Below are 13389 nucleotides of genomic sequence, written 5' to 3'. Positions count from 1 at the left end.
GGCCACGCCCCCGCTGCCCCCGCGCCGCGGTACCGGGGCTGCCGCAGGGGCGCCCGCCGCAGCGGCTGCCCCTGCGGCAGCCGGAGCCGCGTCGTCGGCCGCCGCCGCGCAGCCCGGGGAGACCGTCGTGGTGCTGGCCCCCGGCAGTGCCGTGTCCGCCTCGGTCCCGGTGCCGACGGCGGACACCGCGACCCGGTCCCGGGTCCCGGCCGGCCTCGCGTCGGTCAGCGGCCCGCTGTACCGGGACGAGCCCCCCGTGTCCGACCAGCGAAGCGAGTGAGCACGTGCACGCACTGACCTATGAGCGCCGACGGATCACCGGGATCCGGTCCACCTGGCTGGTGCTGGCCGCCGTTCTCGTCGCCGACGCCGCCGTGGCCGCGCTGACGGTCCGTCAGCCCTCGCTGGCCGAACCGGTGCGGGTGCTCACGGCCGGCGTCCCGCTGCTGCCCCTGCCGATCGCGGCACTCGGGGCCGGCGTGGTCGGCGCGCTGTCGTACGGGCACGAGGTCCGCTACCCGGTCCTGGTGCCGCTGCTGCTGCCGTTCCGTCGCCGGGTCGGCCTGCTGCTGGCCAAACTGGCCCTGTCCGCCGTCTACTCGGTGCTGCTGGCCGCCGCCACGCTCGCGGTCGACGCCGGGGTGTACGCCGTTGTGCTGCACCGGTCCCCGCAGCTGCGGCCCGCCCTGCTCGGCTTCGCCGCGCTGGCGGTGGCCGCCGGCTGGATCGGACTGCTCGCGGCCGCCCTGCTCCGCAGTGCCGCCGCCGGGGTGCTGGTCCTGCTGACCCTCCCGGTGCTGGTGGAACCGGCGGTGCGACTGCTGCGTGACGGCAGCCTGACCGGAGACCGGCTGCGGGCCGCCCACTGGCACCGGCTGTTCCCGGTCGACACCGGCCATGCCTGGCTCTACGGACCGCTCAGCGGGCTGCACAGCACTGCCACGCTGTCCCCGAGGAGCCTGCTGCTGCTGGCGGCAGGACCGGTGCTGATCCTGCTGCTCGGCTACCTTGTCGTACTGCCGCGCCGCCGCGGGGTCTGAGCCGCGTCCGCTCTGCACGGCCGGGCACGCTGACGCTGAGTGATCGTCAGAGGGCCTGCGCCAGCCAGACTCTGCCTGTTTTGCGCAGAAGATGGCGATAAAACGTCAATTGTCTGGTGACGGGCGATCACCCTTTCGTGTGCTTTTCACGAAAGTCCTCAAGGCGGGGGCTCGCATCGCCGACAAAGGAGACGTGAGTACCGTTGCGCATCCCCCCATGACCACCGCCCGCTTGTCCGAGCCGTCCCGCTCCGGCGTAGGCGAGCTGGACCGCTTCCCCGTCGGCGAACGCACCGCCGAGCGGGCCTTTCCCGAGCGCGGGGCGCCCGGCCCCTCGCTGCACTGGGACAGCTCCGAGTCCGACCTCGGCCGGGCCGGCCGCCGGGTCGCCGGCGGCCGTGGCCGGGGACTGCACGGGCAGCTGGTCCAGCAGCTCGGACAGATGATCGTCTCCGGCGACCTGGGCGCCGACCGCCCTCTGGTCCCCGAGGAGATCGGCCAGCGTTTCGAGGTCTCCCGCACCGTCGTCCGCGAGTCGCTGCGGGTGCTGGAGGCCAAGGGCCTGGTCAGCGCCCGTCCCAACGTCGGCACCCGGGTCCGTCCGGTCGCCGACTGGAACCTGCTCGACCCCGACATCATCGAGTGGCGCGCCTACGGTCCACAGCGCGACGACCAGCGCCGCGAGCTGTTCGAACTGCGCTGGGCCATCGAGCCGCTGGCCGCCAGGCTGGCCGCCGGGCACGGCCGGGACGAAGTCCACCAGCGGATGGTGGACATGTCCGAGATCATGGGCCACGCGGTCGCCCAGGGCGACCAGGTCACCTTCAGCCGCGCCGACAGCGAGTTCCACGCCCTGCTGCTGGAGTTGGCCGGCAACCGGATGCTGGAGCACCTGGCCGGCATCGTCGGCTCCGCGCTCACCGTGTCCGGCAGTCCGGTCACCGCCTGCGAACGTCCGTCCGAGCCGTCGGTCGGCTTGCACGCCCGTCTGGTCGAGGCCCTCGGCACCGGTGACGGCACGGCCGCAGAGGCAGCCATGCGTGCGCTTCTGACGGTCCATCCCGAGGTGGACCACGTGGTTCCGGCGCCGCGGGAGCACTGAGCCGGCCGTCCTCGCCAGGAGGCCGCCGCCCCGGATCCGGGGCGGCGGCCTCCTGCGTTCGTCGGCTGCGTTCATTAGATCCGGTGACCGCAGGAATGATCCCCCATCGGCCCCGGTTGTCCTGGGTAGGTTTCCGGCGGCAGCGCCGTCGGGCGACCGTGTGACCTGCACCACGAAAGCGAGGCGTAACACTTCTCCGTGGGCAGCGATGTCTACGGAGGCGGCGGCACTTCGCGTGTCGGGCGCCGAACCCGGTTCAGCTCCAGATTTCACGTCCAGTAGTTACCAGGATCCGCCCCGCAGGGGTGGGTTTCTGTTCACTCACGTCCGAGAGGTTGTTCGTGTCGGCCAGCACATCCCGTTCGCTCCCCCCCGAAATCGCCGAGTCCACAGCGCTGATGGCACTCATCGAGCGGGGTAAGGCACAGGGGCAGATCGCCGGCGATGACGTGCGCCACGCCTTCGAGGTTGACCAGATCCCGGTCACCAAGTGGAAGAACGTCATGCGCAGCCTCAACCAGGTCCTCGATGAGGAGGGTGTGACGCTGATGGTGAGCGCGGCGGAGTCGTCCGCCCCCAAGCGCCCCCGCAAGAGCGTCGCGGCGAAGAGCACAGCGACGAAGGCGACCGCGACCAGGGCTGTGCCGGCGCGCACCCCGGCTGCGGCTCCCGCTCCCACGACCCGGGCGGCGGCACCGCGTGCCGCCGCCGCGACCGCGACCCAGCCGCCCGCCGTGGTGGTTCCGGCCGACGCGGTCGACGACCTCGAAGAGGCAGCGGCGGCCCCGGTCCTGGAGGCCGCCCCCGCCAAGAAGGCGGCTCCGGCGAAGAAGGCCGTCGCCAAGAAGGCCGCGCCGGCGAAGAAGACCGCGGCCAAGAAGACCGCCGCGGGCAAGGCCAAGTCCGACGACGATCCCGGAACCGAGGACGAAGGGGCCGAGGACACGGCGCCGGCCAAGGCCGAGGGCGAGCCGGTCGAGGGCGAGGAGGAGTCGCAGGGCTTCACCCTCTCCGACGACGACGAGGACGACGCCCCGGCCCAGCAGGTCGCCGTCGCCGGCGCCACCGCCGACCCGGTCAAGGACTACCTCAAGCAGATCGGCAAGGTCCCGCTGCTCAACGCCGAGCAGGAGGTCGAGCTCGCCAAGCGGATCGAGGCCGGCCTCTTCGCCGAGGACAAGCTGGCCGCCGCCGACAAGCTGGCCCCCAAGCTCAAGCGCGAGCTGGAGATCATCGCCGAGGACGGCCGCCGGGCCAAGAACCACCTGCTGGAGGCCAACCTCCGACTGGTGGTCTCGCTGGCCAAGCGCTACACCGGCCGCGGCATGCTGTTCCTGGACCTGATCCAGGAGGGCAACCTGGGTCTGATCCGCGCGGTCGAGAAGTTCGACTACACCAAGGGCTACAAGTTCTCCACCTACGCGACCTGGTGGATCCGGCAGGCGATCACCCGCGCCATGGCCGACCAGGCCCGCACCATCCGCATCCCGGTGCACATGGTCGAGGTCATCAACAAGCTCGCCCGGGTGCAGCGCCAGATGCTCCAGGACCTGGGCCGCGAGCCCACCCCGGAGGAGCTGGCCAAGGAACTCGACATGACCCCGGAGAAGGTCGTCGAGGTGCAGAAGTACGGCCGCGAGCCGATCTCGCTGCACACCCCGCTCGGTGAGGACGGCGACAGCGAGTTCGGCGACCTGATCGAGGACTCCGAGGCAGTCGTCCCGGCCGACGCGGTCAGCTTCACCCTGCTCCAGGAGCAGCTGCACTCGGTGCTGGACACCCTGAGCGAGCGCGAGGCCGGCGTGGTCTCGATGCGCTTCGGCCTGACCGACGGCCAGCCGAAGACCCTGGACGAGATCGGCAAGGTCTACGGGGTCACCCGCGAGCGGATCCGCCAGATCGAGTCCAAGACCATGTCCAAGCTGCGCCACCCCTCCCGCTCCCAGGTCCTGCGCGACTACCTGGACTAGAGCAGAGCACACGTGCGGCGGGCACATCCCTTCGACGGGATCACTCCTCGAAGGGATGTGCCCGCCGCTTTTGCGCGCGCCGACCGGATACCGAGCGCGACCGTGGCAATACGCTGGGTCGCAGCCATGCGTATGTGCGCAGGGGTGCGGGAGCGGCGAAGGGTGACGGGTGGCGGGCAAGAGGCGTACGGCGGAGGCGGCCGGTGCGGGAGCGGCCGGTACGGCGGGGGCGGGGCTGCGGAGGGGGCGCAGAGCGCTGCTGGTGCTGCTCGCCGCACTGCCCCTGCCGGTCGCGGCCGGCACGGTGGCGAGCAGCACCCCGGCCCTGGCTCAGGGGCAGTTGCGGATCATCGGCGGCACCGGCGCCAGTACCCAGCAGGAGCCGTGGATGGTCGCCCTGGGCAGTCGCTCCGTCTACGGGGACTACCGCTCGGGGCAGTTCTGCGGGGGCACCCTGGTCTCGCCGACCAAGGTGGTCACCGCGGCGCACTGCCTGTACGACGAGTCGACCATGCGCCCGGCGGACCGACCGGACCTCAAGGTGATCGTCGGCCGGAGCGACCTGTCCACCTCGGCCGGGTCCGAGGTGGCGGTCTCCCAGGTCTGGATCGACCCCGACTACTCGATGCGCAGCAACATGTGGGACGTGGCGGTGCTCACCCTCGCGGTCCCGCAGCCGGGCCGCGGGGTTCTCCCGCTGGTTGACCAGGGCGCCACGGCCCCGTACCGGGCGGGCACTGTGGCCACCGTCTTCGGCTGGGGCGACACCCGGGGCAACGGACAGTACCCGATGACCCTGCACTCGGTGCAGGTACCCATGATCGCCGACTCCACCTGCGCCCAGGACTACCCCGACGGCGCCTTCAGGGCGAGCACCATGGTGTGCGCGGGCGAGCAGAACCAGGGCGGCCGCGACGCCTGCCAGGGCGACAGCGGCGGCCCGCTGGTGGTCGCCGGGCGGCTGGTGGGCCTGGTGTCCTGGGGGGCGGGCTGTGCCGAGGCGGGCCACCCCGGGGTGTACACCAGGGTCGCCGCCCTGGCCGACGCGGTCCGAGGGCAGCTGTGATCTGACGCACTGTGAGCTGAAGGCGTGTGATATGCGTCACCATGCCCAAGTGACGCGGAGGGCCGGTCCACGACCTCGCGGTCGCGAACCGGCCCTCACTCGCTGTTCAGCTCGTCGTCAGGGCTGCCTTCGGCGCAGCCCGGTGGAGCGCCTCAGTGGTCCTCTTCGCCCGAGGGCGACGGTGCGGCCGTCAGCCGGCCGGTCTCGTCCTGTATCTCGGCTGCGATCTTCTTCAACTCCGGCTCGAACTTGCGGCCGTGGTGAGCGCAGAAGAGCAGCTCGCCGCCGGATGCCAGCACGACGCGCAGGTAGGCCTGGGCGCCGCACCGGTCGCAACGGTCAGCTGCGGTCAGCGGGCTCGCGGGGGTCAGAACTGTAGTCACGTCGCCTCTTCTCTAGCTCGACGAGCTGTCGTACCAGGGTCAACATCCAACCAGGCCGAAAACGTTCCCGCTTGCGGCTTTTCTTTTGTGACGCTCGGCTGCGGGTCGGCCCGGCCGTTGAGCCGGGAAGGGGATCCCCCTCCGGGGGAGGGGGAGGGGAGACGGCGGTGACCGCTGTGTCGCTGCCGCTTCTCTCCTTGGAGCCTCGGGGATTTTCTCTCGTTGGAGAGGACGTGCCCCGCGCTCCCACGGTTCATGCCTGCTGCCGACTATGGCATGTGCGTCACTCGTGCGTGGTATCGAACGTCTGTACGACCAACCGTACGAGGTGCGCGTAGCATAAGCGGCGAGCAGGTCGGAGCAGAAGCCCCAGCCCACACACCGGTAGCCTGCATCCGGCAGCATTGACGCCATGGTGCACCGGACCCCCGCAGGGGGGCCAGGAAAAGGGCCCGTGTTCGCGCTCCGCGTAGCGCCGGACCGACCGAACCGCCACCGCATCGAGAGACCGGAGTAGTAGCGCGTGACCGCCGAAACAACCGTGCAGACCGCCGCCCTCAGCGCCGGCGGGAGTTCCGCCGCCGACGGCTCCTACACCGCGCGGCACCTCCTCGTCCTCGAAGGGCTGGAGGCGGTCCGCAAGCGGCCCGGCATGTACATCGGGTCCACCGACAGCCGCGGGCTGATGCACTGCCTCTGGGAGATCATCGACAATGCGGTCGACGAGGCCCTGGCCGGCCACTGCGACCGGATCGAGGTCTTCCTGCATGCCGACAAGTCCGTCGAGGTGCGCGACAACGGTCGCGGCATCCCGGTCGACGTCGAGCCGAAGACCGGCCTGTCCGGGGTCGAGGTGGTGATGACCAAGCTGCACGCCGGCGGGAAGTTCGGCGGCGGCTCCTACGCGGCCTCCGGCGGCCTGCACGGCGTCGGCGCCTCCGTGGTCAACGCGCTCTCGGCGCGCCTGGACGTCGAGGTCGACCGCGGCGGCCACACCCATGCCATCAGCTTCCGCCGCGGCACCCCCGGCAGCTTCGCCGGCGAGGGCGCCGAGGCCGGCTTCACCGCGGCCTCGGGCGGCACCGGCGGGCTGACCAAGGCGAAGAAGGCCCCGCGCGGCCGTACCGGTACCCGGGTCCGCTACTGGGCCGACCGGCAGATCTTCCTGAAGGACGCCAGGCTCTCGCTGGAGAACCTGCACGCGCGGGCCCGGCAGACCGCGTTCCTGGTCCCCGGGCTGACCATCGTGGTCCGCGACGACCGGGCCCTGGACGGCGCCGCCACCGACGAGCAGACCTTCCGCTTCGACGGCGGCATCGCCGAGTTCTGCGACTTCCTGGCGCCCGACAAGGCCGTCTGCGACACCCTGCGGCTGCAGGGCACCGGCACCTTCAAGGAGACGGTGCCGGTCCTGGACGAGCTCGGCCACATGACCCCGACCGAGGTCACCCGCGAGCTCGGGGTCGACATCGCGCTGCGCTGGGGCACCGGCTACGACACCACCCAGCGCTCCTTCGTCAACATCATCGCCACCCCCAAGGGCGGCACCCATGTCGCCGGGTTCGAGCGCTCGCTCACCAAGACTCTCGGCGAGGCGCTGCGCACGGCCAAGCTGCTGCGGGTCGCCGAGGACGACATCACCAAGGACGACGCCACCGAGGGCCTGACCGCCGTCATCACCGTCCGGCTGGCCGAGCCGCAGTTCGAAGGCCAGACCAAGGAGGTGCTGGGCACCTCCGCCGCGACCAGGATCGTCTCCGCGGTGGTCGCCAAGGAGCTCAAGGCATTCCTCACCTCCACCAAGCGCGACGACAAGGCCCAGGCCCGCGCGGTGATGGACAAGGTCGTCGCCGCCGCCCGGACCCGGGTCGCCGCCCGGCAGCACAAGGAGGCCCAGCGCCGGAAGACCGCGCTGGAGACCAGCTCGCTGCCGGCCAAGCTGGCCGACTGCCGCAGCGACGACGTCGACCGCAGCGAGCTCTTCATCGTCGAGGGCGACTCCGCGCTCGGCACCGCCAAGCTGGCCCGCAACTCCGAGTTCCAGGCGCTGCTGCCGATCCGCGGAAAGATCCTCAACGTTCAGAAAGCATCCGTCTCGGACATGCTGAAGAACGCCGAGTGCGCGGCGATCATCCAGGTGATAGGAGCGGGCTCGGGCCGCACGTTCGACATCGACCAGGCCCGCTACGGGAAGATCGTGCTGCTCGCCGACGCCGACGTCGACGGCGCGCACATCCGGATCCTGCTGCTCACGCTGTTCCAGCGGTACATGCGACCGATGGTCGAGGCCGGCCGGGTGTTCTCGGCGGTGCCGCCGCTGCACCGGATCGAGCTGACCAACCCCCGCAAGGGCCAGGAGAAGTACCTCTACACGTACTCCGACAGCGAGCTGCGGAACACGCTGCTGGAGCTCCAGCGCAAGGGCCAGCGCTGGAAGGAGCCGGTACAGCGCTACAAGGGCCTCGGTGAGATGGACGCCGACCAACTGGCGGAGACCACCCTGGACCCGCGGCACCGCACCCTGCGCCGGATCAACGTCGGCGACCTGGACGCCGCGGAGAAGGTCTTCGACCTGCTGATGGGCAATGACGTCGCCCCCCGCAAGCAGTTCATCGTGGACTCGGCGGCGCTGCTGGACCGCTCCCGCATCGACGTCTGAGACCCGCGTTCCGACCGGCCCTCCACCCCGGGGTGGAGGGCCGTCCCCACCCCGGCTTCCACCCCTGCTCCGAGGCTCCGCACTGCTCCGATCCGTACCTTCGAGAGTGTCTTCAGCACCCCTCGAAGCCCTTCGGAACCGGAGCAGATCATGCAGAGTGCAAGCGACATCGCCCTGGCCGTGGTGGTCGTGATCCTCGTCGTGGCCCGGCAGTTCCGCGCCCGGCAGATCACCGGCGACAGCCGGCGGATGCTGGTCGTCCCGGCGGTCCTGGCCGTGCTGGCCTTCCGCGACCACAACCTGATCGACCACGCGCACCGCAGCGCCTCGGTGGCGCTGCTGGTGGTCAGCATCCTGCTGGAGGTCGCCATGGGCTTCGCCTGGGGCTTCACCACCCGGGTCTGGCAGGACGCCTCGGGGGCGGTCTGGGCCAAGGGCACCGCCGCCACCGGGTTCGCCTGGGTGGGCATGATCATCGCCAGGATCGGGCTCTACGCGATCGGCAGCGCGATGGGAGTGGCCGCGGGCCAGGGCGTGCTGCTGCTCTCACTGGCCGCTGTCCTGCTGGTGCGCACCGCTGTGGTCAGCTGGAGGGCACGGGAGATGAGCCCGTCGTACGGTGTCCCTGCGGCGGGTTGACGGGTTGACGGGTCGGCAGGCCGGCAGGCCGGCGGCAGGTCGGCAGGCTGACGGGACGCTGGGCGGACGGACGGAAACGGCGTGGACAACTGGACCGAGTGGCCCTCCCGGGAAGCACTGGACCGGGAGGGCCGGCCCCTTGCCCGGCGCTGGTTCTCCTACCTGGGGAGGGTCATCGGCATCACCGCCGTGCTGTGGGTGACCTTCGGCCAGGAACACCACGATGCCGCGCACACCTGGGCGCTGGTGGCTGTCATCGCAGTGGCCACCGTCGCGTTCTGGCGTTTCCTCCGGTGCGGCAAGGAGCGGCGACTGAGGACGGCGCTGGTCTGGCTGGCCGTGGTCTTCGCCCAGGCGCTGGTGGCGGTGCTGAACGGGGGCGATGCGGCCGGCGTGCTGCTGATGTGCGCGATCGCGCTCGGCGCGGTGCAGCGGCTGCCGATGATGGTGGCGGTGCCGGCGGCGTCCCTGGGCACGCTGGTGTTCATGCTGCTCGCACCGGCTTCGGTGCAGAGCATCGGCAACGGCGCCACCGTGGCCGGCCTGGGCGTGCTCGGCTATGTCACCAGGATGGACTGGGAGGCCAGGGCCGGAACCCAGCGGCTGCTGGTGCAGGAGCGGGCGGCGCGGGCCGCCGAGGCCGAGTCGGCGGCGCTGGCCGAACGGGCCAGGATCGCCAGGGAGATCCACGATGTACTCGCGCACAGCCTCTCGGCGCAGCTGGTCCACCTGGAGGCGGCCAGGGTGATGCTGGACGCCGGGGCGGACCGGGCGCAGCTGCGCGAACGCATCGTCGCCGCCCGGCGGATGGCCCAGGACGGACTGGCCGAGACCAAGCAGGCGCTGTCCGCGCTGCGCGGGGAGTTCGCGCCGGTGGCGGAGTTCCTGAAGTCTCTGGCGGAGGCCGACGGGGCGACCGTGACCGTCGAGGGGCTGAGCCGCCCCCTGGGAGCCGAGGCCGGTGTCGCGGTCCGGCGTACGGCGCAGGAAGCGCTCACCAATGTCCGCAAGCACGCTCCGGGGGCGCCGTGCGCGGTACGGCTGTCGTACCTGGACGATACGGTCGAGCTGGAGGTGCGGAACGGGGCGCCGCCCGACCGGACGGTCGACCCGGACGGCGCCGGACTGACCGGCAGCGGTAGCGGGCTGGGGTTGCTGGGGATGCGTGAGCGGGCCGAACTGCTGGGCGGGACGCTGGCGGCCGGGCCCGACGGGGACGGGTTCAGGGTGCTGCTGAGCGTGCCCACCGCCACCTAGCGCCACCGGGCGCCACCTAGAGTGGAACGATGAGCGACACTGCGGTTCGGGTGCTGGTGGCGGACGATCAGAAGGTCGTCCGCGAGGGGATCGTCATGCTGCTCGGGCTGCTGCCCGGGATCGAGGTGGTGGGGGCCGCCGGGGACGGCGAGGAGGCGGTGGCGCTGGCCGCCGTGGAACTGCCGGACGTGGTGCTGATGGACCTGCGGATGCCGCGCTGCGACGGGGTCGAGGCGACCCGGCGGATCCGGGCCGCCCATCCCGCCACCGAGGTGGTCGTGCTGACCACCTACGCGGACGACGAGTCGCTGTTCCCCGCCCTGGAGGCGGGTGCGCGCGGATATCTGACCAAGGACGCCGGGGCGGAGGAGATCGCCCGGGCGATCAACGACGTGAGGGCGGGGGCCGCCGGGCTCTCACCGCAGATCCAGCGCCGGCTGCTGGAGCGCTTCGCCGCGCCCACCGCGGCGCCCTCTGCCGCGTCCGGTCCCGGGCCGACGCCCGCAACCGCTCCGGGTCCCGCACCCGCACCCGCCGCTGCTTCGGCCTCGCTGCCGGACGGGATCACCGCGCGGGAGGCCGAGGTGCTCGGGCTGATCGCGGAAGGGCTGTCCAATACCGAGATCGCCGCCCGACTCTTCGTCAGCATGGCCACGGTCAAGACCCATATCAACAACCTCTTCGCCAAGACCGGCGTCAGGGACCGGGCCCAAGCGGTCGGCTACGCCTACCGACACGGCCTATCGCACGGTTAGCTGTGGCTTCACCTGATGGGGTGAACGTCCGCACACCGGACCACGCCGGCGCGCGGCGCTCAGCATGCTGGGGGAGACGGGAGGGGATTCTGGGGGGCCCGTCACTCCATCGACGCGGGAGCACAGTTGTTGAGACACCGGGAACCGGCATCGCTGCCGGAGGCGCACTCCGCCCAGGCGCCGGCTGAGGAACGGGACGATCGGCAGGGCGGTGCCGACGGGTTCGACTGGTGGGCCGCGCCGGGGTCGCGGCCCGGAGTCGCCGGGTCTGCCGCCGGGCACGGCACCGTGGCCGCGGAGTTCGAGCCCGAGCGGGAGTCCGAGCCGGAGCCGGAGCCGGAGTTCGGGCAATCAGGACCTGAGCAGGCGATCCCGGTACAGGCGGCTGCCGAGCCGCCTGTACCGCAGCCGCCGCCGTTCGGGGCGGAGCCGGCCGGAACGGAGCCGGTCAGGGGGGTGGCTGAGGGGGTGGCTGAAGCCGCCTGGCCCGCTGAGCCCGCAGCGTGGGCCCGCCAACTCGGGGCCGCCGCGGTCTACCGCCATGTGCAGGCCGGCGAGGAGTTCCAGGAGGTACGCCGTGAGTACCGCCGCTTCGTGCTTCCGGCCTGCGCCGTCTTCCTGGCCTGGTACCTGGCCTACATCGTCGCCGCGGTGACCCTGCCCGGACTGATGGACCATCAGTTCGCCGGCCCGTTCACGGTCGCCTGGGCGCTGGGGCTGCTTCAGTTCGCCTCCACCTTCCTGATCACCTGGCTCTATGCCCGGCATGCCCGCGACCGGCGGGACCGATTGGCGCTCGGCCTGCGCTGGGAGACCCAGGACCGGCTCCGATGACGTCCTTACTAGCGGAACCAGGGGAGCAGCACATGGACTCCGCCGCCGCGGCAACCACCGGGGGCAGTCACCACACGCTGGCCATCGGGCTGTTCGTGGGCGTCGTGGTGGTCACCCTGGCCATCACCGCGTGGGCCGGCCGCCGCAGCCGCGCCGCTGAGGACTTCTACGCGGGGGGCCGCGACTTCAGTCCTTTGCAGAACGGTTTCGCCATCTCCGGCGACTACATGTCCGCCGCCTCCTTCCTCGGTGTGACCGGACTGATCGCGCTCTACGGCTACGACGGGCTGCTGTACACCATCGGCTTCCTGGTGGCCTGGCTGGTCGTGCTGATGCTGGTCGCCGAGCTGGTCCGCAACTGCGGCCGCTACACCATCGGCGACGTGCTGGCGATGCGGATGCGGCAGCGTCCGGTCCGGGCGGCGTCCGGGATCTCCTCGATCGTGGTGACGCTGTTCTATCTGCTGGCCCAGATGGTGGGCGCAGGCAGCCTGGTGTCGCTGCTGCTGGGGCTGGACTCGGGCCAGGCCAGGGGCTGGACGATCGTCGGCGTCGGCGCGCTGATGGTGGTGTACGTGACGGTCGGGGGAATGAAGGCGACCACCTGGATCCAGATCGTCAAATGCGTGCTGCTGCTGTCCGGCACGCTGCTGCTGTGCGTGCTGGTGGTGGTCCGGTTCCACGGGGACCTGGGCTCGCTGGCCAGGTCCGCCGCCTCCGGCAGCGGGTTCGGCGACCGCTACCTCTCACCGGGCCTGAAGTACGGCGGCAGCGCCACCAACCGGCTCGACTTCGTCAGCCTGGGCATCGCCCTGGTGCTCGGCACCGGCGGCCTGCCGCACATCCTGGCCCGCTTCTACACGGTGCCCACGGCGCGTGCCGCCAGGCGCTCGGCGATGTGGGCGATCGGCCTGGTCGGCTCGTTCTACCTGATGACCATTCTGCTCGGCCTCGGCGCCTCGGCCCTGGTCGGCGCCTCGGCGATCAAGGCGTCCAACGAGGCGGGCAACACGGCGGTACCTCTGCTGTCCGAGGTGCTCGGGGGCGGGAGCGGCAGCAACGGCGGCGCGGTGCTGTTCGCGCTCACCTCGGCGGTGGCCTTCGCCACGATCCTGGCCGTGGTGGCAGGCCTCACCCTGGCCTCGTCGGCCTCCTTCGCCCACGACCTGTGGGCCAGGGCCTTCCGGCACGAGGACGAGGAGCAGCCCAGCGAGCACCAGGAAGTGGTGGTGGCCAGGATCGCCGCCGTGGTGATCGGCGTGGTGGCCATCGTGCTCAGCCTGTTCGCACAGAGACTGAACGTCGCCTTCCTGGTCGGCATCGCCTTCGCGGTGGCGGCCTCGGCCAACCTCCCGGCGCTGCTGTTCAACCTCTTCTGGCGGCGCTTCACCACCCGTGGCGCCACCTGGGCGATCTACGGCGGCCTGGTCCCGGCCCTGGTGCTGGTGGTGTTCTCACCGGTGGTCTCCGGCAACGCGGCGGCCATCTTCCCCGGGGTCGACTTCCACTGGTTCCCGCTGCAGAACCCGGGGATCGTCTCGGTCCCCTGCGGCTTCCTCTTCGGTTGGCTGGGCACCGTGACCTCGGGCCGCAGCGCCGACCCGGACGCCTACGCGGAGCTGGAGGTGCGGGCACTGACCGGGGCCGGCGCGGTGTGAATGAGACCCTCGGGTGCGACGGGGGA

General features: G+C 71.5%; 12 protein-coding genes. 11 read left to right on the top strand and 1 reads right to left on the bottom strand.

Annotated elements, in window-relative coordinates:
• The 5 genes from TR46_RS42075 to TR46_RS04795 form a co-directional block, all read left to right on the top strand.
• Positions 1-280 (top strand): hypothetical protein (locus TR46_RS42075; RefSeq protein ID WP_201776367.1); only part of this gene is annotated, 280 nt, incomplete at its 5' end.
• Positions 281-284: 4 nt separating this feature from the next.
• Positions 285-1040 (top strand): hypothetical protein, encoded by a 756-nt coding sequence (locus tag TR46_RS04810; RefSeq protein ID WP_052432544.1) that lies wholly within the window; start codon positions 285-287, stop codon positions 1038-1040.
• 139 nt (positions 1041-1179) lie between these two features.
• Positions 1180-2142 carry a FadR/GntR family transcriptional regulator gene (locus TR46_RS04805; protein ID WP_084717895.1) on the top strand — a complete coding sequence of 321 codons (963 nt, stop codon included), beginning with the start codon at positions 1180-1182 and terminating at the stop codon, positions 2140-2142.
• A 341-nt stretch (positions 2143-2483) separates the two neighbouring features.
• Positions 2484-4112 carry an RNA polymerase sigma factor gene (locus TR46_RS04800; RefSeq protein ID WP_042393916.1) on the top strand — a complete coding sequence of 543 codons (1629 nt, stop codon included), beginning with the start codon at positions 2484-2486 and terminating at the stop codon, positions 4110-4112.
• Positions 4113-4374: 262 nt separating this feature from the next.
• Positions 4375-5178 (top strand): S1 family peptidase, encoded by an 804-nt coding sequence (locus TR46_RS04795; protein WP_439654341.1) that lies wholly within the window; start codon positions 4375-4377, stop codon positions 5176-5178.
• A gap of 152 nt (positions 5179-5330) precedes the next feature.
• Here the strand turns inward: TR46_RS04795 and TR46_RS04790 are convergent, their stop codons facing one another.
• A complete protein-coding gene (locus tag TR46_RS04790) occupies positions 5331-5561 on the bottom strand; it encodes a DUF7455 domain-containing protein (RefSeq protein ID WP_042393912.1) in 231 nt (76 codons plus the stop codon).
• 523 nt (positions 5562-6084) lie between these two features.
• On the opposite strand from TR46_RS04790, the gene TR46_RS04785 reads away from it, so the two are divergent.
• The 6 genes from TR46_RS04785 to TR46_RS04760 all read left to right on the top strand — a co-directional run bounded on the left by TR46_RS04785 (position 6085) and on the right by TR46_RS04760 (position 13363).
• Positions 6085-8220 carry a DNA gyrase/topoisomerase IV subunit B gene (locus TR46_RS04785; RefSeq protein ID WP_042393909.1) on the top strand — a complete coding sequence of 712 codons (2136 nt, stop codon included), beginning with the start codon at positions 6085-6087 and terminating at the stop codon, positions 8218-8220.
• A gap of 150 nt (positions 8221-8370) precedes the next feature.
• Positions 8371-8859, top strand: coding sequence for a DUF1453 family protein (locus tag TR46_RS04780; RefSeq protein WP_042393899.1), 489 nt, complete (start codon positions 8371-8373; stop codon positions 8857-8859).
• Positions 8860-8940: 81 nt separating this feature from the next.
• Positions 8941-10116, top strand: coding sequence for a sensor histidine kinase (locus TR46_RS04775; RefSeq protein ID WP_042393896.1), 1176 nt, complete (start codon positions 8941-8943; stop codon positions 10114-10116).
• Between the two features lie 29 nt (positions 10117-10145).
• Positions 10146-10871, top strand: a complete 726-nt coding sequence (locus TR46_RS04770) for a response regulator transcription factor (protein ID WP_042393893.1) — start codon at positions 10146-10148, stop codon at positions 10869-10871.
• A gap of 129 nt (positions 10872-11000) precedes the next feature.
• The gene (locus TR46_RS45515; RefSeq protein WP_052432542.1) at positions 11001-11705 is read left to right on the top strand and encodes a DUF485 domain-containing protein; all 705 of its coding nucleotides are present in this window, start codon (positions 11001-11003) and stop codon (positions 11703-11705) included.
• Positions 11706-11737: 32 nt separating this feature from the next.
• Positions 11738-13363 (top strand): monocarboxylic acid transporter, encoded by a 1626-nt coding sequence (locus TR46_RS04760; RefSeq protein ID WP_042393890.1) that lies wholly within the window; start codon positions 11738-11740, stop codon positions 13361-13363.
• The last annotated feature ends 26 nt before the right edge of the window (positions 13364-13389 follow it).

The sequence above is a fragment of the Streptacidiphilus carbonis genome (assembly GCF_000787775.1).
Taxonomy (GTDB): Bacteria; Actinomycetota; Actinomycetes; order Streptomycetales; family Streptomycetaceae; genus Streptacidiphilus; species Streptacidiphilus carbonis.
The sequence above is the reverse complement of the archived record's forward strand: the minus strand, read 5'-3'. Positions and strand labels throughout refer to the sequence as shown.

Coding starts and splice junctions, on each gene's coding strand:
- TR46_RS04780 (WP_042393899.1), top strand. CDS start 8,371: ATGCAGAGTGCAAGCGACATCGCCCTGGCCGTGGTGGTCGTGATCCTC.
- TR46_RS04770 (WP_042393893.1), top strand. CDS start 10,146: ATGAGCGACACTGCGGTTCGGGTGCTGGTGGCGGACGATCAGAAGGTC.
- TR46_RS04760 (WP_042393890.1), top strand. CDS start 11,738: ATGGACTCCGCCGCCGCGGCAACCACCGGGGGCAGTCACCACACGCTG.